This window comes from Rhodosalinus sp. 5P4 (genome assembly GCF_041365695.1).
Lineage (GTDB): Bacteria > Pseudomonadota > Alphaproteobacteria > Rhodobacterales > Rhodobacteraceae > Rhodosalinus.
On record NZ_JBGFSJ010000008.1, the window covers coordinates 1 to 20,635 of the forward strand.

The window sequence follows — 20,635 nt, forward strand, 5'->3', positions numbered from 1 at the left end:
CTTCTGGGGCATTCCTTCGTCCTCCATCTGGCTCGAAAGCCTACTTCAGGGAGGACCACTTTTCAGGGGGCAGGCCAGTTCGGACGGCGGTCTGCTGGTGATGCGCGAGCTGGATGACACGCTTGGGCTGTCCGATCTGGCGTCAGCGGCGCTGCGCGATACCCGTCGCGGCAAGAATGCGGTCCACCGGCTCGACGGGCTGTTCCGGCAATCGGTGTTCGGGCGGTTGGCCGGATACGAGGATGTGAACGATGCTGACCGCCTGGCCACCGACCCGGTCATGCGTCAGGTTGTCGGCAGCAGGGCTGTCGACGCGCAAGCAGCTTCGGCTTCCCAAATGGGTCGGTTTGAGACCGAGACACTTGCCTTGCCCGAGAACCGGACGGCGCTGGCCGAGCTGAACGGCCAATGGATCGACCGGTTTCATGACCGCAACGTGTTGAAGTATATCGTGCTGGACATGGACAGCTCGGTCAGCCCGACCCATGGCGATCAGGAAGGTGCCGCCTGGAATGGGCATTTCGACTGCACCTGTTATCATCCCAACTTCTTGTTCAACCAGTTCGGCACGCTGGAACGCTGCGCCCTGCGGCCTGGCAACGTCCACAGCGCCGATGGTTGGCGCGACGTCCTCGACCCCGTCATCGCCCGGTATGCCGAGCGCGACATCATGAAGTTCTTCCGAGCCGATGCCGCCTATGCGACCCCGGACCTATATGAGCGCCTTGAAGAGGCGGACTATTTCTACGCCATCCGGCTACCCACGAATGCCGTCCTGCGCGAGAAGATCGCGCATCAGTTGACCCGGCCCGTCGGGCGGCCGTCAAAGACCAAGGTGAAGCGGTTTTACGAGGACTTCCAGTATCAGGCGCAGAGCTGGGACAAGCCTCGTAGTGTCATTGCCAAGATCGAATGGCATCCGGGCGAGCTGTTCCCGCGTGTTGGCTTCATCGTCACCAATCTGCCGATGGAGCCAGACTGGGTGGTGCGGTTCTATAACCAGCGCGGCACCGCCGAGCAGCACATCAAGGAAGGCAAATACGCCTTCAACTGGACGCGGCTGTCATGCCGAAGGTTCGGCGACAACGAGGTGCGGCTGCAGTTGCACGCCCTGGCCTACAACCTGGCCACCTTCCTGCGCGCCGTCGCGCTGCCCGAGGAGATGGCCGACTGGTCGCTCACCAGCCTGCAACTCAAGCTGATCAAGACAGGGGCCCGCGTTGTGCGCCATGCCCGGGCGATCACCTTCCAACTCTCCGAGGCCGCGGTCTCCGGTCCGATGGTGCGCGCCATCCTGGCCGCCATCCACCGACTGCGAGCGCCACCGTCATGCGCATGACCGCGATCCACGCTCAAACTGAACGAAAGCGGCTGGACAGGTCTGTCCGCTGCGCTGAAAACCGACGCCGCCAGGCAAACACGCTGCGGATTCGTGGCCCGATCCACCCGGTTCCAGCTGTCTGCGCGACTGCACACGGCGCTCAGGGCGAAAAACGCTTGATCAAAGGGCAAAATCAGGCGACCTTGACGTCAGACGGCACGCCACTTGGGGAATATCGGTTCAACAAGCCGTCGATCGTTGGGCGAGAATTTCACTGTATCGAAGAGGCGCTCGAGCGTGGTCAGTTGTCAGGCGACGGGAATTTCACAAAGCAGTGCAACGCCCGCATTGCCGAACTGACCGGTTCCGACGTCGCATTGCTCACCCACTCCTGCACGGCTGCGCTGGAGATGGCGGCGATCCTCTGCGACCTGAAGCCAGGGGATGAGGTGATCATGCCCTCGTTCACCTTCGTGTCGACCGCGAATGCTGTCGCCCTGCGCGGCGCGACCCCGGTGTTCGTGGACATTGACCCGCGCCATTTTCGCGGTCCACTATGCCGGCTTCCCCGCCGACATGGACCGCTTGAACGAAATCGCGCGGGGGCGTGGCCTGAGGGTCGTCGAGGATGCAGCGCAAGCCCTGGGCTCGACCTACAAGGGGCGCCCGGCCGGCAGCCTCGGCGACATGGCCGCCTTAGCTTTCACGAGACCAAGAACATCATCAGCGGCGAAGGCGGCGCCCTGACCGTCAACGTGCAGGATCTGACCGAACGCGCCGAGATCATCCGCGAGAAGGGCACGAACCGGTCGCGCTTCCTGCGTGGGCAGGTGAACAAGTACACCTGGGTGGATATCGGTTCGTCCTTCCTGCCCGGGGAACTGGTGGAGGCGTTCCTCTTCGCGCAACTCGAGCAGGAAAAACTGATCCGTGAAACCCGTCTTTCGCTTTTCGACCGCTATGCAGCAGCTTTCGCTGACCTAGAACAGCGCGAGCGGGTTGCGCTGCCGTGGTACTCGGGCGAGGTGACCGGCAACGGGCACATGTTCTATCTCATGATGCGGGATATCGACGACCGCGATGCGCTGATCGCGCATCTGCGCGAGGCCGGGATCATCGCGCCGTTCCATTATGTTCCCCTACACAGCGCGCCAGGGGGCCGAAGGTTTGGCCGCGCCGAGGGTGATTTGGCGGTAACCGACTCCACCTACGCCCGCCTAATCCGCCTCCCGCTCTATGTCACGCTGGGCGACGAGATCGGCCGCGTAATCGACGTTACCAGCGCCTGGTTGGGCGCGAATTCCTGAGGTCAGGGTCATGGCGTACCTTTCGGACGACGCGTTGCGCGCAATGGGCTTTGCCGCACTCGGCAGGAACGTGAAGATCAGCGACAAGGCCGCCATTTACGGTGCCGATAAGATGCGGATTGGCGACAATAGCCGGATCGACGATTTCTGCGTCGTATCGGGTAAGGTTGAAATAGGGAGAAACGTTCATTTAGCGCCATTTTGTTTAGTTGCTGGTGGCGAGCCAGGAGTTTCCTTCGGGGATTTTTCGGGCTTAGCGTATGGCGCAAAAATATTTGCGCAGTCTGATGATTACAGTGGGCGAACCATGACTAACCCGACGGTTCCCAAAGAGTGGAAAGCTGAGAAGTTTGCCAAGGTTGAAGTCGGACGTCATGTGATCGTGGGGACAGACAGCGTAATCTGCCCCGGTGTAATTGTAGCAGAGGGGACGGCCGTGGGTGCCATGTCGCTTGTTCTGCTATCTACAGATGCGTGGTCCATATATGTCGGCAACCCGGCACGAAAGCTCCGCGAGCGAAAACGCGATCTGCTTGAGCTAGAACGTGAATATTTGGCCAAAGAGGCTCAGCTTGGCCGGTAGCAACAATTATATTGTGTACACATTCTCGTGGAACGAGAATAACGGCGGTGTCATTTTCATGCACAATCTTGTGCATGAGCTGAACCGGATGGGGGAACGTGCTTTCCCGTGGAAGGCCGCGCCGATCTACAAGCCGGGTCGACGTCAGCGCCTGCGCAACTGGTTGCGCCCGGAGCCGCTGGTCACAAACCCCATGCTGAACACACCAGTCGCGCGTCGACGGGATCTTTCCGCGGACTCAATCGTCATCTATCCTGAGCTTGTGCGAGGTAATCCGCTGAACGCGCGGTACGTCGTGCGGTGGCTCCTGTACAAGCCCGGCCTCCTTTATCCTTTCGACTTCGGACCCGGAGAGATGTTTTTCCGCGCCGGAGAGATGTCGGATTCCTTCAGGGCGAATTGTCAGGGATACGGCCTGGAGTTCGGCACCGAAGCCTTCGCAAACTGCATGATTGAGCAAGAGCGCCTTTGGCAACAGAAGGCAGCTGTTGGAATGGCGATTGACCTGCCCCAACCAATTCATGCGTTCAAAGTAACATGACGGCAACGACTCTGCTTCATGAGAAGTCTGTAGCGAAGCATGACTCGCGCCTCGGACTTCCCAGCTAACCCTTCAACTTCCGCGCCTCGCGTCCCAAGGCATTAACCAGCTTGCGCAGCGCAACGGCTTCCCCGCTCCGCGCGCCGTGCTTCCAGTTCGAGTTCGCCGGTCCCGGTCGAGCCCCGCCGCGCGCGCCATGCATCCGGCAGACGGTCCAGCCGCGAACGGCAGGGGCACGACAAGGCTTCCCACTGCGCTTGGACCGGGCGGTGCACCGGGGTGCAGCATTCGCCGCGTGCATGGGGTCGCCGTCACTTTTCTTCATGCCCCCCACCCCCGGTCTGGACCGCTCCCACAATCGCCTGCCCGCCATCCTCCACCGTGACGCGCTCGACGCGCACGACCTGTTGTGCCTTGGCGCGGTAGCGCTTCAGCGTGTCCATCTGGACCGCGAAGGTTCGCGCGGCCTTGCTGAGAGCCCTCTCAATGGAGTCCTGTTGCGGGATGGTCTCGCAGTGGTTCATGCGCCGCGACAGCGCCATCATGAGTTGGTGCGTCGCCGCCATCTGCGTCAGCAGCATCGCCTCCGCCGGGTCCTCGGGCTGCATCGCGTCGAGGTAGCCCAGCGCGAAGTTGGTGGCCTTCTCGTCAATCTGCTTGCCATGCGAGCCCAGCGCTGCGGCCTGCTCGACAAGCCCGGTCATCACCGCCCGATTTTTGCAAGCCGCCTCGAGGCCATCGAAGTCTCCGGAGACCCGAACGTTGAGGGCGCCGTCATCCGCCCATTCCAGGCTCGCCTGTGGCGTCTCGCGGCTCTCAATCTCGGGCGCACTCGCATCTGGCGCTCTGCTCAATTCCTTCGTCATGTCATTCTCCTTCCGGGTTCATCCAGCCCTTCGAGACGCCGCACCAACGCCGTGCGCGCCTCGACTTCGTCCCAAACAGCCTCGATGGCCTCGGGCGTGCGGGCGATGCCGTCCGGGTCCTCGAGACGGGCGTAGGTCAGACGGACGAGCGGGTCAGGCGAACTCATCGGGGTCGCCTCCCGTCGAAAGGCCGCCATAGCCATTGAGCGGCCGACCACCTACGCTCAGGCACCGCCGCCGCGCCCCTTCCCCGGCCACCGGGGGCGAATTTTCTGCCACATTGCCATTTCCCTTATTTTTCCGTGGCTTAGACGTGGAAAAACCGTGTTTTTCGTCTATGCCCGTGGCAGAAAATTTTTCGCCTAACTCATTGTTTTCATTGGCTTGTGGCAATGTGGCAAAATTTTCGGGGGTGGGCGCGGAGGCATAGCGACGGAAGGCGTCCTCCACCTGATCGCGGAGATAGCCCTGCACCTCGCCTCCTCGGAAGCGCACCTTCCGCGCCTGGACGCCGTAGGGCTTCAGGAGCTTCGTCAACGTATGCGCCGTGGCAGGCTTCCCGTGCCGCCACTCCGCCCAGGGCCGGTCCTCCATGGCGCGGATCTCGCCGAGCACGTAGGTGCGCCCGAGCCGGTCCTCGCCGTCCCGCCCGAAAAGATACCAGAGGTCGCGCAGGAGCATGACAGCCGCCGGCGCCGTCTCGTCGTCGTCCCCGGCGGCCTCTGAGCGCGCATGGTATCCTGCCGCAAGCCGTTCCGGCCAGGGCTCGCCGAGGGCGCCGGCGATGCGCCAGAGCGGCGTGAAGTTGTCGCGCCGGCGGTCGTCGCCGCTCTCCGGTGGCTCGGCGTCGTCAGCCTCGATGCGCCGCGCGTTGTCCCGCGCCCAGCGCAGGGCTTGCCGGCGCATCCGCAACATCTCCGCGTGAAGGTCTTTGGGCATCCGCTCAACGGCTTCGCCGCTCAGCCTCCGCCGCAGGGAGATGATGATGCTCCGGCTCTCGAGCGTGTCGCGCTGCCCGCCGATGCCCGAGATGACCATCGGCGTCCAGGTCGAGAAGGCGACCGGCTTGCGCTCGCCGTCTATCTCCTCGACGCGGATAACCTTGGCCTGCCGCCGGGTGTGGCCCGAGTTCAGGATGCCCGTCAGCTCGGGGTTGTCCGTCATCCAGGTGTCGGCCTCGTCGAGAACCAGCGTCGGCTTCCATGTCTCGATGGCGCGAAAGACGCCCGCGGCCGAACAGCTCGATAGGTAGAGGCCGCGGTGCGCCATCGCCTCGATGACTTCGCAGAGCGTTGACTTCCCGCAGCCTTTTTCCGGGCTCGTGACCATGATGCGCGGCCAGACGCGCCAGACGTCCATGAGGTAGGTGCCGAGAATCCATAACGCCGCGGCGGTCGCGTCGTGGTGCGAGGCGAAGGCGACGTGCGCGGTCAGGCGCTCGCGTATCTCTTCGGCGAGCGAGGCGCCGACCACCTCGTCGGGCCAGGGCTCGAGGTGCTCCTCAATGAGCTCAGGCGGCTCGTCATCAAGGGCCTGGCGAGGGCGCGCCTCGCGCACCATCCGGTCGAGCACCGAGACGCGGATCCCGAGCGCACGGGCCTCGGCCTCGCGCTGCACCTCGTAGTCGAGCGGGTCAAGGTCCGCGAGCTCGGCGACCCGGCCGCGCACGGCCTTCGCGTCCGTATCGCTCCCATTCGGAAGGTCGACCTGGCCGCCCGCGCCGAGCGCGAAGGGGTCATCTTGAATGTCACTCATCGGGCGGCCCTCCCTGCCCACTTGGCGAATGCGCGACGGTCGCCCGGCTCGAGCGTGCGGAAGGCCGCAGTCGCGTAGGCGCGGCGCTCGTCCCGAGAGGCGAGGCGCGCCCAAAAATCCGCATCCTCCCGCGGATCGCTCCACGGCGGCAGGGGCGGCCCGGCGGCCGGTAGTGCGATACCGACCACGCTGACGGCCACATCCTCCGGCAGCGAGCGGAGCGCGGCCCAGGCGAGGGCCGCGTGCTCATCGGGCTCGAGGCGGGACGTGAGTGCCGCGCCCAATTCTGCCCATGAGTCCGGGCACGGGTGCGCCCGGAGCGCCTCGCCGATGGCGGAGTCGAGGGATCGAGTTTCTGTGCTCATGCCGGCCCTCCCCAGATGAGCGCAGCCAGCGCATTCGCCTGCGCCTCTGTCAGCCCGTGCAGACGCATGAGAAGGCGGATGCGGAGTCTCTGCGCGGTCATGGCTGGCCCCCGTATTGCTCCGCGCAGTAGCGCTCCACGTCACGGGCGGCGCGAAGCGCCGCTTGCCAGTCCGGCACCTCGAACACGAGGCCGTCGTCGCGGTGCTCGTCCTGCCAGATTATCAGAGTCACGCCGCCGTCGCCGTTCTCTGCGAACTCGAGCAAATGCCCACCCGGCAGGCGACGCTCGCGGTGTAGTTCAAGGATTTTTGCCATTTCTGCTCTTCCTCGTGATTGCCGAGGCCGAGCGCGTGGGGTACAATGAAACCGTCTCACCAGACGCTTTCTTGAACTGCCCTCTGCCCCGTCGCGCTCCACCGCGGCGGGGTGTCAATTTTCGCGAGTTGTGCCTTTGTCGTGGTGGAGTTCCTTGGGGGCGCTCATGCCGTCCCCCCGCGTCTCACGGCTCTCCATCCACTCGCTCACGTCGCTTTCGCGCCAGGCGACAATGCGCGCGCCCAACTTCACTGGCTGCGGAAATTCACCGCGCTTCATCCAATCGTAAAGCGTACTGCGCGAAAGACCGGTGCGGGCTTCCACCTCGGGTCGACGGAGTAGACGCTCCTGCTTAGCTGCAAGCAGAGTACGCATAGTCTCGGTCATTCTCGGCTCCCTTCAATTCCGATAGTGACCAAGACGAAAGGGCGGATTTGGCGACGCAGCAAGACTGGAAGAGTTGGCAAAACCGAAAGCGAGTTTTGCCATGGGGTTTTGACCTATCTTTCTTGGCGGACGCGCCGTTTGAGAAGAGATTCTGATATGTCTTCCCCGATTTCCTCGCTCACACGCCGACGCGCGACCTCCCACTGGACACCAATTGCTTTGTGGCCATCTGGGTAAATCCTCCAATATGCCTCCGCGACACCCGCGACGCGCGGACGCCCGCCCTTGCGAGGACAGCTCGATTGCCAGGAAATCCAATCTGTCGCCGCACTCCGGTCGACTACTGGTGTTTTGTCTCGGAACGGTGGATCGTGGTGCAGGAACGAGAGCTCACCCGTCCAGAACCCAGAATGGAAGGCATCCTCCCCGACATGGCGATACACGTTCCACTCTTGTGCCGGGATGATTGCGTCGTCTTGGAGAGTAACAGCGATAAGCCGACCGGAAATCAAGCTTGCGAGCGTCCGCTCATAAACCTCTGGAAGGTAGTCGAAAGACAAGTCTGTTCCATCTGGCGTCAATAGAATTTCCTGCGCATGTATGAGCTCTCGTATCAGAACCTTGTCGCGAGGGGCTAATGGCTCGCCCGGAGATATGTCGAAGAATGCCTTGGCACTATCAAGTGCACGGTCGATTTCGCTGCTACGCTTCACTCCGCCGCCCCCAGCTTCACCACGTTGCAGCCCTGCACCGTCTCACAGCGAAGGAAAGCCGCCCATTCCGCCATCATGGCCCACCGCCGGTCGAACATGTCGGAACGCTGATAAGATCGCTCCACCTCCGAGCCGATCCAGTGCGCCAGCGCGATTTCCGACATGTCGCGCGGATAGCCCCGCTCCGCCGCCCATTGCCGGAAGGTCGAGCGCAGCCCGTGAGGCACGGCGGGGCGCTTCGTGCGCGGGTCGAGATAGCCCGGACGGCCCGCCTTCACCTCGGCCTCCTGCATCCGCCGCATGACGGCCGAAACGGACATGTCCGACAGCATCCCCCCGCGCGGGGCGAAGAAAACGTAAGGGCTGCCCTCCATCCGGGGCAGGCTTTCGAGAAGCGCGACGGCCTCGGCGGTAAGCGGCACGCGATGCTCGCGCCCGTTCTTCATCCGCGAAGCCGGAACGGTCCAGACGGCCCGCCGTGTCGCAGAAGTCGCAAGTGTCGCAACGGGTGTCTTGTCGGTTTCGCCCCGGTCCCCAAGGTCGATTTCATCCCAGGTCATGCCGCGCACCTCGCCCGAACGTGCGGCGGTTAGCGTGAGGAATTGCAGCGCCTTCGCGGCCATGCCGTCGCGCTGGGCAAGAGCGGCCCACCAATCGGCCACGTCGCCCAGCGCAAGGGCCGGGTAATTGTCGCCCTTCGCGACCTTGGACGGCTTGGGCAGGATTTCCGACAGGTTCCCCTTCCATCGGGCGGGATTATCGCCCGTCCGGTGTCCGGCCACGGTCGCCCAGGAGAGGACGTTTTCAATCCGCCCGCGCAGCCGCTTCGCCGTCTCTGTCTTGTCGTGCCAGATGGGTTCAAGAACGCGCAGCACGTCCTGCACCGTTATGTCGGCCACATCCTTTCGCCCGAGCGTACGAAGAGCGTAGGTCTCAAAAACGGTTCGCCATCGCTTCCGGTCTTTGGGGTTGCGGAATTCGTCAAGCTTCGCGGCGGCGTATCTCTCCACGGCGTCCGCGAAGGTCAGCCCGGCACGGCCCTCGCGCTTCTCGGCCAGCGGGTCGCCGCCGAGCATGGCCTTGCCCCGGTATTCAAGCGCCAGCTTCCGCGCGGTCGCCAGAGACACTGCGGGCGGGCTGCCCAGCCCGAGTTCACACCGCTTGCCGCGAATCGTGATGCGCTGCACCCATTGCTTCGCGCCGTTCTTCGCCACGCGCAGGAACAGGCCCTGCCCGTCGAAATACTTGCCCGGCTTCGTCACCGTCTCGACAAAGCGAGCCGACAGGGCCCGCTCGGGCTTTCGGCAGTTCTCTCGCGACATCTTGTCCCCCATTACATCCCCCACCTAAGCGCGGATTGTGAAGGAATATGGCGGAACGCCTCGCGCAATGGAAGGGGCTAAGGCCCCAAGTTTTCAATACATCCTGGGCAATCCTCGGAACATCCCAGATTTTGCAATGGCGTCTGCCGGGGTCGCCAAAACCCCCTTTATCGCCGGATCGCAGATAACCGCCCGTGGCAGATTCCATGCCCCGACTCCGTGCGAGATGTGGCAGAGTTTCCCGAGAGCGCCCTGAAAAGATCCAAATCGCGCGGGGGCGCTCGAGACCTGGGAGGAGCCGAAGATGAACCTGAGACCCGATCCGACATTCCACGCGACCCCGAAACTCGCCATGGAGGCGCCGGCGGAGACGCTCGCCTTCACGCTCATGCTGAGCCCGGACGGCTCGCAGCCGGACGGGCTGGCGGTGATCGACGTCGACCCGACGTCCGACAGCTACGGCCAGATCGTCCACCAGCTCATCATGCCGAACAAGGGCGACGAGTTTCACCATTTCGGCTGGAACGCGTGTTCCTCGGCACTGTCGCCCCTGACGGGCCATGCCTTTCTCGAGCGGCGCTATCTGATCATTCCCGGCATCCGCTCTTCGCGGATCTACGTCATCGACGTGAAGGAGCCGAGAGAGGCGAAGATCCACAAGATCATCGAGCCCGAGGAGGTGTTCGCCAAAACCGGCTATTCGCGGCCCCACACCATCCATTGCGGCCCCGAAGGCATCTACGTCTCGACGCTCGGCGGCGGCGGGGAGGACGGCACGGACGGCCCCCCCGGCATCTTCATCATGGATTGCGAGAGTTTCGAGATCCTCGGCCGCTACGAGATGGACCGTGGCAAGCAGGAGAAGCATTACGATTTCTGGTGGAACCTGCCGCGCGATTACATGGTCAGCTCCGAATGGGGCCTGCCGCCGCAATTCGAGAACGGCCTCGTGGCCGAGGACCTGCTGTCCAACAAGTACGGGCATTCGATCCATTTCTGGAACCTGCGCGAGCGCCGCAACGTCCAGACCATCGACCTTGGCGAGAATCACCAGATGGCGCTGGAAATCCGACCCGCGCATGACCCGGCCAAGGATTACGGCTTCTGCGGCGTGGTGGTGGACACCACGAACCTGCAGGGCGCGATCTTCACCTGGTGGCAGAAGGAGGACGGGACCTTCGAGGCGAAAAAGACGCTCACAATCGACCCGCGCCCCGAGAAACCCGAGAACCTGCCGCCGCTGCTGAAGGGGTTCGAAGCGGTCCCTCCGCTTGTCACCGACATCGATCTCAGCCTCGACGACAAGTACCTCTACGTCGCCTGCTGGGGCCTTGGCGAGATGCACCAGTACGATGTCTCGGATCCGATGAACCCCACGCTTGCCGGCAAGGTCGAGATCGGCGGCATCGCCCGGGGCACGAAGCATCCCAACGGCAAACCCTTCGCCTACGGCCCGCAGATGGTGGAGATCAGCCGCGACGGAAAGCGCGTCTACTGGACCAACTCGCTCTACTCGACCTGGGACGACCAGTTCTATCCCGACGACGAGGGCGGCCAGATGGTGATGGCGAATGTCGGCGAGCAGGGCGGGCTGGAGCTCGACGAGGCGTTCTACATCGCGTTTCCCAAGGGGTACCGCAGCCATCAGATCAGGCTCGAAGGCGGCGACTGTTCGACCGACAGTTTCTGCTACCCCTCCGTCTGAGGCGTGGACGGCCTCGATACAGCAACGGCCCTTTGGTGGGCCGTTGTCGCGTCCGGCGTCTACCACGGGGTCAACCCGGGCATGGGGTGGCCCCTGGCCGTGTCCGCCGCCCTGATGGAGCGGTCGCGCGGCAGCCTCTACCGGGCGTTGACGGCGCTCGCGGCAGGGCACCTGGTCGCCATGGCGGCGATCCTTTTTCCCTTCACGGCGCTTCTGTTCCTCGCGGAATGGCAACGGGAGATACAGATCGGCGCCGCCTGCCTTCTGATCGGGCTGGGGATCTACCTGCTCGTCAATCGCAGGCATCCGCGCTTTCTCGCCCGCGTGCCGCCGTCGCGGCTGGCGCTCTGGTCATTCCTGTCGGCCATGGCGCATGGCGCGGGCCTCATGCTGGTGCCGATCTACCTAGGGATCTGCCGCACGGTGGAAACGGATGCCGGCCACGCCGCCGCGTCGGACCTCATGGCGGGCAATGCCGGTCTCGCGGTGCTCGTCGCGGCAGCGCACACGATGGCCATGACGCTTTCGGGCGGGCTGCTTGCCGTCGGCGTCCACCGCTGGCTCGGATTGCGCTTCCTGTCCAGAAGCTGGTTCAACCTGGACATGGTCTGGGCGTCGAGCCTGCTCATGGTGGGAACGATATCGCTGGCCGTCGCGCACTAGGGCTGCCCGGCCCCGGTCGGGCAGGCGGCACCCCGGCATGGCCGGGGCCTGTGCGCGGGGCGCGCGGGCGGACCCGCGCGCCGGGCGTGCGTCACGCCGCGTCGAAGTCGAGGACCAGCTTGTCGGAGGTCGGGCGCGACTGGCAGGCCAGGACGAAGCCGGCCTCGATCTCCCATGGCTCGAGCGAGTAGTTCACGGCCATCTCGGCGCTGCCCTCCTCGACCTTGCACCGGCAGGTGCAGCACATGCCCCCCCGGCAGGAATAGGGCAGTTCCAGCCCCTGCCGCTCCGCCGCCTCGAGCACGGTGTCGTCCTCGGCGTCCACGCTGAAAAGCCGCCGGGCGCCGTCGAGCACGACCTCGACCTGAACGCCCTTCTCGGCCGCGGCCTGTGCGGCCTCCGAGCGAGTGGGCCGTGGCCCTTCGCCCTCGGTGAAGAAACGCTCGAAATGGATGCGCTCCGCGGGCACGCCGCGGGCGGTCAGCGCCTCGGACACGTCGTCGATCATGCCGCCCGGCCCGCAAAGAAAGATCCCGTCGGCCCCGTCGATGTCCACGGCCCCCGCGTTGGCAAGGCGGGTGACGCGCTCCCCCGTCACGCGCCCGTTCAGAAGCTCCACGTCCTGCGGCTCGCGGGAGAGCACATGGATCAGCGTGAAACGGTCCACGTAACGGTCCTTGAGCGCCTCGAGCGCATCGCGGAACATGATGTGCGCCGTGTCGCGGTTGCCGTAGATCAGGGTCACCTCGGCGCCGGCCGCCAGCCGCTCGGCCGCGATGGATACCATCGGGGTCACGCCGGAGCCCGCGGCGATCAGTACCACGCTGGCTTCGTCCCGGGTCACGAAACGCCCCTCGGGCGGCATCACGCGGATGGGCTGACCCGGCGCGAGATCCTGGCAGAAGGTGGAGAAGACCCCGCCCTCGACATGCTTCACGCCGACGGTAAGCGGCGCCCCGGGCGCCGACGCGATGGAATAGGACCGGCGCTCGTCCCGACCCTCGACCTCCGCGCGCAGGGTCAGGTACTGCCCCGGCTGCCAGGCGAAGATGTCCTTCAGCTCGTCGGGCACCGCGAAGCTCAGCGCGACGCTGTCGGGGGTCTCGTGCCGCACCTCGGCGATGGTCAGTTCGTGAAACATCGGGCTCCTCCTCAGAGGCACTTGAAATAGTCGAAGGGCTCGGCGCAGGACCGGCAGCGGTAATGCGCCTTGCAGGGGGTGGAGCCGAACTCCGACAGCCGCTCGGTGTCCGTGGCGCCGCAGCGCGGACAGGCGACCGTGGGCGCGCCGAAAAGCGTGGCCTTGCCGCCGCTTTCCACGGGCGGCGCGATGCCGTAATCGCGCAGTTTCTCGCGCCCCTCCTCGGTGATCCAGTCGGTGGTCCAGGGCGGGCTCATCACCCGCTCGACCCGCGCCTCGAACCCCGCCTCGCGCAGGGCCTGCTCGATCGCGAACTCGATGGCGAGCGTCGCGGGACAGCCGGAATAGGTGGGCGTGACACCCGCCACCGCGGCCCCGTTCTCGATCCTGACCCAGCGCAGGATACCCAGATCGGCCACCGTGACGCAGGGCACCTCCGGGTCGGGCACGGCCGCCGCGGCCTCCCAGGCACGGGCCTCTTCCATCGTCGCCGCCTCGGCCATCACCAGACCGCCCCCGGATGCGCGCGATGCGTGACCTGCATCTCGGCCAGCATGTGGCCCAGCGCCTCGCCATGGCGCATCTCGCGCCCGCCCTGCTGCGGGAACCGCACCTCCGGGATCGTCAGCTTCGCCTCGGCGAAGATATCGCCGATCACGCGATCCCATTCGGGGCGCATCGCAGCCCGGTCAGGGAGCGCCGCCACGCCGCTCGCGGCTTCGGAGGTATGAAAGAGCTCGTCGGTGTAGCGGTGCAGCTCCTCGACCGCCTCGGCCATGCGGCGCGCGCTCTCCTCCGTGCCGTCGCCGAGGCGGATCACCCATTCGCCGGAATGACGGATGTGATAGGCCATCTCCTTCACCGCCTTGCCGGCGATGCCCCGCACGGTCTCGTCCGGGCTCTCCAGCGCGGCTTTCCAGTAGGGCTCCATGAAGGCCGCGAAATAGAGCTGGCGCAGCATGGTCTGGGCGAAGTCGCCGTTCGGACGCTCCACCAGCAGGCAGTTGCGATAGTCCGTCTCGTCGCGAAGATAGGCCAGCGCGTCCTCGTCGCGCCCCGCCCCCTCGACCTCGCCCGCGTAGGTGTAGAGCGAGCGCGCCGAGCCGATCAGATCGAGCGCCATGTTGGGCAGCGCCAGGTCCTCCTCCAGCATCGGCGCATGGCCGCACCACTCGCTCACCCGGTGGCCCAGCACCAGGTGATCGTCGGCAAGCTCCAGCAGGGCCTCGAACAGCGCCATCACATGTGCCCCACGTCTTCGGGGATGTCGTAGAAGGTCGGGTGGCGATAGACCTTGCCCGCTGTCGGCTCGAAATTCTCCGCCGCCCGATCCGGGTCGGAGGCGGTGATCGCCTTCGACGGCACCACCCAGATCGAGGTGCCCTCGCCGCGGCGCGTGTAGACGTCCCGTGCGGCGTCGAGCGCCATGACCTCGTCCGTCGCGTGAAGGCTGCCGACATGCTTGTGCGAAAGCCCGTTGCGGGGCCGGATGAACACTTCCCAAAGAGGCACTTCACCGCTCATCGCGCCCACTCCTTCTTCTTGGATGAAAATACTCCCGGGGGGCCAGCCCCGTCGCCCGAGCGCATCACTCCGCCGCGATCGGGGCCGCCTCGGCCGCCCTCTGCCGCCGCTTCTCGGCATGGGCGAGCGCCGCCTCGCGGACCCAGGCGCCGTTCTCCCAGGCCGCCTTGCGTGCCTTCACGCGGTCCCGGTTCATCACGCCGCCGCCCTTCACCACGCGCCAGAACTCGTCCCAGTCGATGGTTCCGAAATCGTAGCCGCCCTTCTCCGCGTTCCACGTCAGGTCGGGGTCCGGGAATGTGAGGCCGAGGTACTCGCCCTGCGGCACGGTGGCGTCCACGAACTTCTGGCGCAGCGCGTCGTTCGAGAAGCGCTTGATCTTCCACGCCATGTTCTGGTCCGAGTGCTGGCTCTCGCTGTCATGAGGCCCGAACATCATCAGAACCGGCCACCACCAGCGATTCAGTGCCTCCTGCACCATCTCGCGCTGCGCAGGCGTGCCCCGCGCCAGCGTCATGACGATCTCGTAGCCCTGGCGCTGGTGAAAGCTCTCTTCCTTGCAGACGCGGATCATCGCGCGGGCGTAGGGCCCGTAGGAACAGCGGCAGAGCGGGATCTGGTTCATGATCGCCGCGCCGTCCACGAGCCAGCCGATGATGCCGATATCGGCCCAGGTGAGCGTTGGGTAGTTGAAGATCGACGAATACTTCGCCTTGCCGGAGTGCAGTTCCTCGGTCATCTCCTCGCGCGAGACGCCCAGCGTCTCGGCCGCCGAGTAGAGATAGAGCCCGTGGCCGCCCTCGTCCTGCACCTTGGCCAGCAGCGCCGCCTTGCGCTTGAGCGAGGGCGCGCGCGTGATCCAGTTGCCCTCGGGCAGCATCCCGACGATCTCGGAATGCGCGTGCTGACCGATCTGGCGGACCAGCGTCTTGCGGTAGCCCTCGGGCATCGCGTCGTTGGGCTCGATCTTCTCTTCCGCGTCGATCCGTTTCTGGAACGCCGCCAGGAATTCCGGGCTTTCCTCCGTGCGCGCGTCGGCGCCGATCAGACCCTGTGCGTACATGCCACGCCTCCTCCAAATGAACACTTTCAGTATATATTACGAAACCGCGTCTCCCAAGAGATTTTTGTAATACTTGCATCGCGCCCATCCGGCGCCCATCAAGTGGCCATGCAGAAAACGCTTCTTTCCATCGGGCACGGCTACACGGCGCAGGCCCTGGCACGGCGGCTGCACGGCGCCGGCTGGCGAATCATCGGGACGACGCGCAGCGCGGACAAGGCGCGGGACCTCGCCGAAGACGGGATCGACGCGCGCGTGTGGCCCGGCGACGACCTCGGCCCGGCGCTCGCCGAGGCCACGCATCTTCTCAGCTCGGTCTCGCCCGACGCGGATGGCGACCCGGTGCTCTCGGCGCTCGGGGCGGCCATCGCCGAGGCGGCGCCGGGGCTCGAATGGGCGGGATACCTCTCCACGACCGGTGTCTACGGCGATCGGGACGGTGGCTGGGTGGACGAAACGACACCGGTCGCGCCCGCGACCGAGCGCGGGCACCGCCGCGCCGAGGCCGAGGCGGCATGGCGCGCGATCCCGGGCCTGCCGATCCACGTCTTCCGGCTGGCCGGCATCTACGGCCCCGGCCGCAGCGCCCTCGACCGGCTCCGCGCCGGGACGGCGCGGCGGATCGTGAAGCCCGGACAGGTCTTCAGCCGCATCCACGTCGACGACATCGCGCAGGTCCTCGCCGCGTCCATGCAGAGGCCGGCGCCCGGCGCGGTCTACAATGTCTGTGATGACCTGCCGGCCCCGCCGCAGGACGTCATCGAACATGCCGCCGAACTGCTGGGCCTGCCGGTTCCCCCCGCCATCCCCTTCGAGGAGGCCGAGCTTTCGCCCATGGCCGCAAGCTTCTACTCCGACTCGAAGCGCGTCCGGAACGACCGCATCAAGGAGGATCTGGGCGTGTCGCTCCTTCATCCAGATTACAGGTCGGGGCTGCGCGCGCTGCTTGACGCAGAGCACGGCGACTGAGCGGCGCGGCAAGAGGTTTCCAAACCTCTTGCCCGGACGCCCGCCAGAGGCGAAGCAGGGCCGTGGGGATGTGCATCGCGCTCCGGCGTTGTCCTCAGGCGCGTTGGCCGGCCACCCGTGCGACGCCGAGGGTCTCCAGCACCTTTGCCTCGATGTCGGTCGCGTTCATGCCCGCCACCTCGTACATCTCGCGCGGGCTCGCCTGGTCGATGAAAGTGTCGGGCAGCACCATGGAGCGGAACCTGAGGCCGGTGTCGAAGACGCCTTCCTCGGCCAGAAGCTGCGCCACGTGGGACCCGAAACCGCCGACGGCGCCTTCCTCGATGGTGATGAGCGCCTCGTGCCCGCGGGCAAGCGCCAGGATCAGCTCCCGGTCGAGGGGCTTGGCGAAGCGCGCGTCGGCGACCGTCGGCGCGACGCCGCGCGCCTCCAGCGCCTCGGCGGCCTCCAGCACCTCCTTGAGCCGCGCGCCGAAGGACAGGAGCGCCACGCGCCCGCCTTCGCGGATCATCCGGCCCCGGCCGATCTCCAGCGGCACGCCGCGCTCGGGCATCTCCACGCCCATGCCCTCGCCGCGCGGATACCGGAAGGCGATGGGCCCCTCGTCATGCGCGGCCGCCGTCGCGACCATGTGCACGAGTTCCGCCTCGTCGGCCGCCGCCATCACGGTGAAGCCCGGAAGATTGGCGAGATAGGCGATGTCGTAGCTGCCAGCATGGGTCGCGCCGTCCGCCCCCACGAGCCCGGCGCGATCGATGGCGAAGCGCACCGGCAGGCGCTGGATCGCCACGTCGTGCACCACCTGGTCGTAGCCGCGTTGCAGGAAGGTCGAATAGATCGCCGCGAAGGGCCGCATGCCCCCGGCGGCGAGGCCCGCGCAGAAGGTCACACCGTGCTGCTCGGCGATGCCCACGTCGAAGCAGCGCGAGGGGTAGCGCTCGCCGAAGAGGTCGAGGCCGGTGCCGTCGGGCATCGCCGCGGTCACCGCGCAGATGCGCGGGTCGCGGCCCGCCTCGTCGATGAGCGCGCGCGCGAAGACCTTGGTGTAGGACGGCGCGTTCGAGGGCGCCTTCTTCTGCTCGCCGGTCACCACGTCGAAGGTCGCGCGCGCGTGGCCCTTGTCGGGCGCGGTCTCGGCCGGGTGATAGCCCTTGCCCTTGCGGGTGATCGCGTGGATAAGCACTGGCCCGGTGGCGCGCGCCTTCACCGTGCGCAGGACGGGCAGGAGCTGGTCCATGTCGTGCCCGTCGATCGGCCCGATGTAGGAAAAGCCCAGCGCCTCGAAGAGCGTGCCGCCCACCGCCATGCCCTTGAGCAGGTCCTTGGCGCGCTTCGCGCCCTCGCGGAACGGCTCGGGCAGGAGGCTCACCGCCCCCTTGGCCGCCGCCTTCAGGTCCTGGAACGGCGCCTCGGCGTAAAGCCGCGAGAGGTAGCTCGACATCGCGCCGACGGGGGGCGCGATCGACATCTCGTTGTCGTTCAGGATGACGATGAGACGGCGGCCGAGATGGCCGGCGTTGTTCATCGCCTCATAGGCCATGCCCGCGCTCATCGCGCCGTCGCCGATCACGGCGATCGAGTCGCCGTGGCCGGTCGGGCACGCGCCACCGAGATCGGCGGCCACCTTGAAGCCAAGCGCGGCGGAGATCGAGGTGGAGGAATGCGCCGCGCCGAAGGGATCGTAGGGGCTTTCCGAGCGCTTGGTGAAGCCCGACAACCCGCCCTTCTGGCGGATCGTCCGCATCCGGTCGCGCCGCCCCGTCAGGATCTTGTGCGGGTAGGACTGGTGGGAGACGTCCCAGATGATCTTGTCGCGCGGCGCGTCGAAGATCGCGTGCAGCGCGACGGTGAGTTCCACCACGCCGAGCCCGGCGCCGAGATGGCCGCCCGTCCGGCTGACCTGCGCGATGGTCTCCTCGCGCAGTTCGTGGGCGAGACGGGTCAGCTCGGCATCGCTGAACCGCTTGAGGTCTGCCGGGCTTTCGACGCGATCGAGAATCGGGGTAGCTGGAACGGACGTCATGGGTGTCGGGCCTCCTCGGCCGGGCCGTCAACTTTCGCGGGAGATAACGAAGCGCGCAAGTTCCCGCAAGGTTCGGGCCTCCGCGCCATAGGGCGCCACGGCGTCGCACGCCTCTTCGGCAAGCGCGGCGGCGCGGGCCTTGGCGGGGGCGAGCCCCATGAGCGACACGAAGGTCGCCTTGCCCGCCGCCGCGTCCTTCTGAAGCCGTTTTCCGGCCTTCCGCGCGTCGCCCTCGACGTCGAGCACGTCGTCGGCGATCTGGAAGGCCAGGCCCAGCGCGCGGGCATAGGCGGCCATCGGCGCGGCATCCGCGCCCGCCATGCGGGGTCCGGCCTCGGCCGCCCAGCCGAAGAGCGCGCCGGTCTTGTCGGCCTGCAGCGCCTCGATCTCCCGAAGTCCGAGCGGCCGCTCGGCGCTTTCCGCCGCGATGTCGAGAGCCTGCCCGCGCACCATGCCCGCCGCGCCTGCCGCGCGGGCGAGGGTCAGGGCGAGCGCGGCGCGGACCGCCGGGTCCGGGTGGCACTCCTCGCGAAGGACCATCTCGAACGCCGCGCTTTGCAGCGCGTCACCTGCCAGCACGGCCGTCGCCTCGTCCCATTTGACATGCACCGTGGGCTGGCCGCGGCGCAGGTCGTCGTCGTCCATGCAGGGCAGGTCGTCGTGCACGAGGCTGTAGGCGTGGACCGCCTCGATCGCGGCGGCGGGCCAGAGCGCGCGCGCCTCTTCCACCCGGTGAAGCCGCGCGCCCTCCAGCGCGAGGAACCCCCGCAGCCGCTTGCCCCCCGCCGCCGCGTAGGCCATGGCCCGCGCCACCGGAAGATCGCCGTAGCCCGCAAGCGCCGCGGCGAGATGCGTTTCCACCGCCGCGGCGGCGGCCTCCAGCCGGACGCGGAACATCAAAGTCCGTCGGCGGGCGCGGTGCCGGTGGGCTTGCCTTCGGCGTCGAGGCGGATCTGCTCGACCTTGTCCTCGGCTTCCCTGAGCTTCTGCTCGCAGCGCGCCTTGAGCGCGGCGCCCCGTTCGTAGAGCCGGATCGACTGTTCGAGCGCGACGTCGCCACGCTCGAGCTGGGTCACCAGCTTCTCGAGTTCGGCCATGGCCTCCTCGAAACTCATCTTCTCGACGGGCGTTTCCTCGCTCATGCCGCGGCCTCCCTCAGTTCGGTGACATGCGCCGCCACGCTCGCGGCCAGCGCTTCCAGATCGTAGCCCCCCTCCATGACCGAGACGAGCCGCCCGCCGCAGAGCTCCGCCGCGAACGCGCAGAGTTCCCGCGTCACCCAGGCGAAATCCTCCGTCCGCCATTCGAGATTGGCGAGCGGGTCGGCGGCATGCGCGTCGAAGCCGGCCGAGACGACGACCAGTTCCGGCGCGAAGGCGCGCAGCCGGGGGAACACCTGCGCCTCGTAAAGCGCGCGCATCTCCGCGCCGCCCGTTCCGGGCGCGAGCGGAAGGTTCACAACGTTGTCGAAGGCGCCGCGTTCGTCCGGCGCGCCAGTGCCGGGCCAGAGCGGCATCTGGTGGGACGATATGAAAAGGGCGCGCCGCTCGTCCCACAGAAGGTCCTGCGTGCCGTTTCCGTGATGCACGTCGAAATCCACCACCGCCACACGCTCCATCCCGTGATGGTCGAGGGCGTGGCGCGCGGCGAGCGCCGCGTTGCCGAAGACGCAAAACCCCATCGGCGTCTCGGTCTCGGCATGATGCCCCGGCGGACGCATCGCGCAGAACGCGTTCCCGGCCTCGCCCGCGACCACCATGTCCACGGCCTTGACCGCGGCGCCGGCGCCGCGGAACGCCGCGTCGAGCGAGCCGGGCGACAGGAACGTGTCGGCGTCGAGCTGCGCGAAGCCTTCTTCGGGCAGTGCGGATCGCAGCATGTCGAGGTAGCTGCGCGGGTGAAGCCGCAGCAGGTCGCTTTCGCTGGCCATCGGGGCCGAAACGCGCTTCAGGTCGCTCATCGGTGCGAGGGCGTGCAGCACATGCTCCAGCCGGGCGACCTGTTCGGGGTGGCCCGGCGGCGTGACGTGACGAAAACCGTCGTCATGGGTGAGAAGGGCGGTTGTCATGGG

22 protein-coding genes and 1 pseudogene are annotated in these 20,635 nt (G+C 66.5%); 7 read left to right on the forward strand and 16 right to left on the reverse strand.

Translation table 11 applies throughout. The annotated features are described in order from the left end of the window. Positions 1 to 25 precede the first annotated feature (25 nt). The 4 genes and pseudogenes from AB6A69_RS14415 (at position 26) to AB6A69_RS14430 (ending at position 3,752) form a co-directional block, all read left to right on the forward strand. Complete coding sequence (locus AB6A69_RS14415) at positions 26 to 1,339, forward strand: IS1380 family transposase (RefSeq protein WP_371061395.1); 1,314 nt, start codon at positions 26 to 28, stop codon at positions 1,337 to 1,339. Continuing rightward, positions 1,336 to 2,628 (forward strand): annotated as a pseudogene (rffA, locus tag AB6A69_RS14420) (dTDP-4-amino-4,6-dideoxygalactose transaminase). The gene AB6A69_RS14415 and the pseudogene rffA overlap by 4 nt, the downstream one beginning before the upstream one ends. A 10-nt stretch (positions 2,629 to 2,638) precedes the next feature. Next, entirely contained in the window at positions 2,639 to 3,211 is a 573-nt protein-coding gene (locus tag AB6A69_RS14425) for a hypothetical protein (protein WP_371061287.1), read from the forward strand. Further along, a complete protein-coding gene (locus AB6A69_RS14430) occupies positions 3,201 to 3,752 on the forward strand; it encodes a hypothetical protein (protein ID WP_371061288.1) in 552 nt (183 codons plus the stop codon). The genes AB6A69_RS14425 and AB6A69_RS14430 overlap by 11 nt, the downstream gene beginning before the upstream one ends. Positions 3,753 to 4,063: 311 nt before the next feature. Here AB6A69_RS14430 and AB6A69_RS14435 read toward each other — a convergent pair whose 3' ends face one another. The 7 genes from AB6A69_RS14435 to AB6A69_RS14465 form a co-directional block, all read right to left on the reverse strand. Further along, positions 4,064 to 4,618, reverse strand: coding sequence for a hypothetical protein (locus AB6A69_RS14435; RefSeq protein WP_371061289.1), 555 nt, complete (start codon positions 4,616 to 4,618; stop codon positions 4,064 to 4,066). Then, the gene (locus AB6A69_RS14440) at positions 4,615 to 4,785 is read right to left on the reverse strand and encodes a hypothetical protein (protein ID WP_371061290.1); all 171 of its coding nucleotides are present in this window, start codon (positions 4,783 to 4,785) and stop codon (positions 4,615 to 4,617) included. The genes AB6A69_RS14435 and AB6A69_RS14440 overlap by 4 nt, the downstream gene beginning before the upstream one ends. Further along, on the reverse strand, positions 4,772 to 6,373 hold the full coding sequence (locus AB6A69_RS14445; protein WP_371061291.1) for a DUF3631 domain-containing protein: 1,602 nt from the start codon (positions 6,371 to 6,373) through the stop codon (positions 4,772 to 4,774). The genes AB6A69_RS14440 and AB6A69_RS14445 overlap by 14 nt, the downstream gene beginning before the upstream one ends. Next, positions 6,370 to 6,738 (reverse strand): hypothetical protein, encoded by a 369-nt coding sequence (locus AB6A69_RS14450; RefSeq protein ID WP_371061292.1) that lies wholly within the window; start codon positions 6,736 to 6,738, stop codon positions 6,370 to 6,372. Before AB6A69_RS14450 ends, AB6A69_RS14445 begins: the two co-directional genes overlap by 4 nt. Before the next feature lie 97 nt (positions 6,739 to 6,835). Beyond that, positions 6,836 to 7,054 carry a hypothetical protein gene (locus AB6A69_RS14455; RefSeq protein WP_371061293.1) on the reverse strand — a complete coding sequence of 73 codons (219 nt, stop codon included), beginning with the start codon at positions 7,052 to 7,054 and terminating at the stop codon, positions 6,836 to 6,838. Between the two features lie 114 nt (positions 7,055 to 7,168). Beyond that, positions 7,169 to 7,441, reverse strand: coding sequence for a helix-turn-helix transcriptional regulator (locus tag AB6A69_RS14460; protein ID WP_371061294.1), 273 nt, complete (start codon positions 7,439 to 7,441; stop codon positions 7,169 to 7,171). 709 nt (positions 7,442 to 8,150) lie between these two features. Continuing rightward, positions 8,151 to 9,476, reverse strand: coding sequence for a tyrosine-type recombinase/integrase (locus AB6A69_RS14465; RefSeq protein WP_371061295.1), 1,326 nt, complete (start codon positions 9,474 to 9,476; stop codon positions 8,151 to 8,153). Positions 9,477 to 9,780: 304 nt separating this feature from the next. On the opposite strand from AB6A69_RS14465, the gene AB6A69_RS14470 reads away from it, so the two are divergent. Next, entirely contained in the window at positions 9,781 to 11,181 is a 1,401-nt protein-coding gene (locus AB6A69_RS14470) for a selenium-binding protein SBP56-related protein (protein ID WP_371061296.1), read from the forward strand. A gap of 3 nt (positions 11,182 to 11,184) precedes the next feature. Next, positions 11,185 to 11,844, forward strand: coding sequence for a hypothetical protein (locus AB6A69_RS14475; protein WP_371061297.1), 660 nt, complete (start codon positions 11,185 to 11,187; stop codon positions 11,842 to 11,844). Between the two features lie 91 nt (positions 11,845 to 11,935). On the opposite strand, the gene AB6A69_RS14480 is transcribed toward AB6A69_RS14475, so the two are convergent. The 5 genes from AB6A69_RS14480 to paaA all read right to left on the reverse strand — a co-directional run bounded on the left by AB6A69_RS14480 (position 11,936) and on the right by paaA (position 15,572). Then, entirely contained in the window at positions 11,936 to 12,985 is a 1,050-nt protein-coding gene (locus AB6A69_RS14480; protein WP_371061298.1) for a 2Fe-2S iron-sulfur cluster-binding protein, read from the reverse strand. An 11-nt stretch (positions 12,986 to 12,996) separates the two neighbouring features. After that, the gene (gene paaD, locus AB6A69_RS14485) at positions 12,997 to 13,488 is read right to left on the reverse strand and encodes a 1,2-phenylacetyl-CoA epoxidase subunit PaaD (protein WP_371038101.1); all 492 of its coding nucleotides are present in this window, start codon (positions 13,486 to 13,488) and stop codon (positions 12,997 to 12,999) included. Further along, positions 13,488 to 14,225, reverse strand: a complete 738-nt coding sequence (gene paaC, locus AB6A69_RS14490) for a 1,2-phenylacetyl-CoA epoxidase subunit PaaC (RefSeq protein ID WP_371061299.1) — start codon at positions 14,223 to 14,225, stop codon at positions 13,488 to 13,490. Before paaC ends, paaD begins: the two co-directional genes overlap by 1 nt. Next, positions 14,225 to 14,509, reverse strand: a complete 285-nt coding sequence (gene paaB, locus AB6A69_RS14495) for a 1,2-phenylacetyl-CoA epoxidase subunit PaaB (protein WP_371061300.1) — start codon at positions 14,507 to 14,509, stop codon at positions 14,225 to 14,227. Before paaB ends, paaC begins: the two co-directional genes overlap by 1 nt. 64 nt (positions 14,510 to 14,573) lie before the next feature. Further along, positions 14,574 to 15,572, reverse strand: a complete 999-nt coding sequence (gene paaA, locus AB6A69_RS14500; RefSeq protein WP_371038098.1) for a 1,2-phenylacetyl-CoA epoxidase subunit PaaA — start codon at positions 15,570 to 15,572, stop codon at positions 14,574 to 14,576. A gap of 108 nt (positions 15,573 to 15,680) precedes the next feature. Between paaA and AB6A69_RS14505 the strand changes: the two genes are divergently transcribed. Then, a complete protein-coding gene (locus tag AB6A69_RS14505; RefSeq protein WP_371061301.1) occupies positions 15,681 to 16,541 on the forward strand; it encodes an SDR family oxidoreductase in 861 nt (286 codons plus the stop codon). Between the two features lie 94 nt (positions 16,542 to 16,635). On the opposite strand, the gene dxs is transcribed toward AB6A69_RS14505, so the two are convergent. Genes dxs through AB6A69_RS14525 form a run of 4 tightly spaced genes read right to left on the reverse strand, consistent with a single transcriptional unit; the run spans position 16,636 to position 20,632 of the window. Beyond that, entirely contained in the window at positions 16,636 to 18,564 is a 1,929-nt protein-coding gene (gene dxs / locus AB6A69_RS14510) for a 1-deoxy-D-xylulose-5-phosphate synthase (RefSeq protein ID WP_371061302.1), read from the reverse strand. 27 nt (positions 18,565 to 18,591) lie between these two features. Next, positions 18,592 to 19,461, reverse strand: a complete 870-nt coding sequence (locus AB6A69_RS14515) for a polyprenyl synthetase family protein (protein WP_371038095.1) — start codon at positions 19,459 to 19,461, stop codon at positions 18,592 to 18,594. Next, positions 19,461 to 19,706, reverse strand: a complete 246-nt coding sequence (locus AB6A69_RS14520; protein WP_371055295.1) for an exodeoxyribonuclease VII small subunit — start codon at positions 19,704 to 19,706, stop codon at positions 19,461 to 19,463. Before AB6A69_RS14520 ends, AB6A69_RS14515 begins: the two co-directional genes overlap by 1 nt. Beyond that, complete coding sequence (locus AB6A69_RS14525; protein ID WP_371061303.1) at positions 19,703 to 20,632, reverse strand: histone deacetylase family protein; 930 nt, start codon at positions 20,630 to 20,632, stop codon at positions 19,703 to 19,705. Before AB6A69_RS14525 ends, AB6A69_RS14520 begins: the two co-directional genes overlap by 4 nt. Positions 20,633 to 20,635 lie beyond the last annotated feature (3 nt).

What these genes read in the sequence shown, in the direction of transcription:
- AB6A69_RS14505 (WP_371061301.1), top strand. Translation starts at nt 15,681, where the DNA reads ATGCAGAAAACGCTTCTTTCCATCGGGCACGGCTACACGGCGCAGGCC.
- AB6A69_RS14520 (WP_371055295.1), bottom strand. Translation starts at nt 19,706, where the DNA reads ATGAGCGAGGAAACGCCCGTCGAGAAGATGAGTTTCGAGGAGGCCATG.
- AB6A69_RS14470 (WP_371061296.1), top strand. Translation starts at nt 9,781, where the DNA reads ATGAACCTGAGACCCGATCCGACATTCCACGCGACCCCGAAACTCGCC.
- dxs (WP_371061302.1), bottom strand. Translation starts at nt 18,564, where the DNA reads ATGACGTCCGTTCCAGCTACCCCGATTCTCGATCGCGTCGAAAGCCCG.
- paaD (WP_371038101.1), bottom strand. Translation starts at nt 13,488, where the DNA reads ATGGCCGAGGCGGCGACGATGGAAGAGGCCCGTGCCTGGGAGGCCGCG.
- AB6A69_RS14425 (WP_371061287.1), top strand. Translation starts at nt 2,639, where the DNA reads ATGGCGTACCTTTCGGACGACGCGTTGCGCGCAATGGGCTTTGCCGCA.
- AB6A69_RS14455 (WP_371061293.1), bottom strand. Translation starts at nt 7,054, where the DNA reads ATGGCAAAAATCCTTGAACTACACCGCGAGCGTCGCCTGCCGGGTGGG.
- AB6A69_RS14460 (WP_371061294.1), bottom strand. Translation starts at nt 7,441, where the DNA reads ATGACCGAGACTATGCGTACTCTGCTTGCAGCTAAGCAGGAGCGTCTA.
- AB6A69_RS14525 (WP_371061303.1), bottom strand. Translation starts at nt 20,632, where the DNA reads ATGACAACCGCCCTTCTCACCCATGACGACGGTTTTCGTCACGTCACG.
- AB6A69_RS14435 (WP_371061289.1), bottom strand. Translation starts at nt 4,618, where the DNA reads ATGACGAAGGAATTGAGCAGAGCGCCAGATGCGAGTGCGCCCGAGATT.
- AB6A69_RS14480 (WP_371061298.1), bottom strand. Translation starts at nt 12,985, where the DNA reads ATGTTTCACGAACTGACCATCGCCGAGGTGCGGCACGAGACCCCCGAC.
- AB6A69_RS14445 (WP_371061291.1), bottom strand. Translation starts at nt 6,373, where the DNA reads ATGAGTGACATTCAAGATGACCCCTTCGCGCTCGGCGCGGGCGGCCAG.
- paaA (WP_371038098.1), bottom strand. Translation starts at nt 15,572, where the DNA reads ATGTACGCACAGGGTCTGATCGGCGCCGACGCGCGCACGGAGGAAAGC.
- AB6A69_RS14465 (WP_371061295.1), bottom strand. Translation starts at nt 9,476, where the DNA reads ATGTCGCGAGAGAACTGCCGAAAGCCCGAGCGGGCCCTGTCGGCTCGC.
- AB6A69_RS14450 (WP_371061292.1), bottom strand. Translation starts at nt 6,738, where the DNA reads ATGAGCACAGAAACTCGATCCCTCGACTCCGCCATCGGCGAGGCGCTC.
- paaB (WP_371061300.1), bottom strand. Translation starts at nt 14,509, where the DNA reads ATGAGCGGTGAAGTGCCTCTTTGGGAAGTGTTCATCCGGCCCCGCAAC.
- AB6A69_RS14440 (WP_371061290.1), bottom strand. Translation starts at nt 4,785, where the DNA reads ATGAGTTCGCCTGACCCGCTCGTCCGTCTGACCTACGCCCGTCTCGAG.
- paaC (WP_371061299.1), bottom strand. Translation starts at nt 14,225, where the DNA reads ATGGCGCTGTTCGAGGCCCTGCTGGAGCTTGCCGACGATCACCTGGTG.
- AB6A69_RS14515 (WP_371038095.1), bottom strand. Translation starts at nt 19,461, where the DNA reads ATGTTCCGCGTCCGGCTGGAGGCCGCCGCCGCGGCGGTGGAAACGCAT.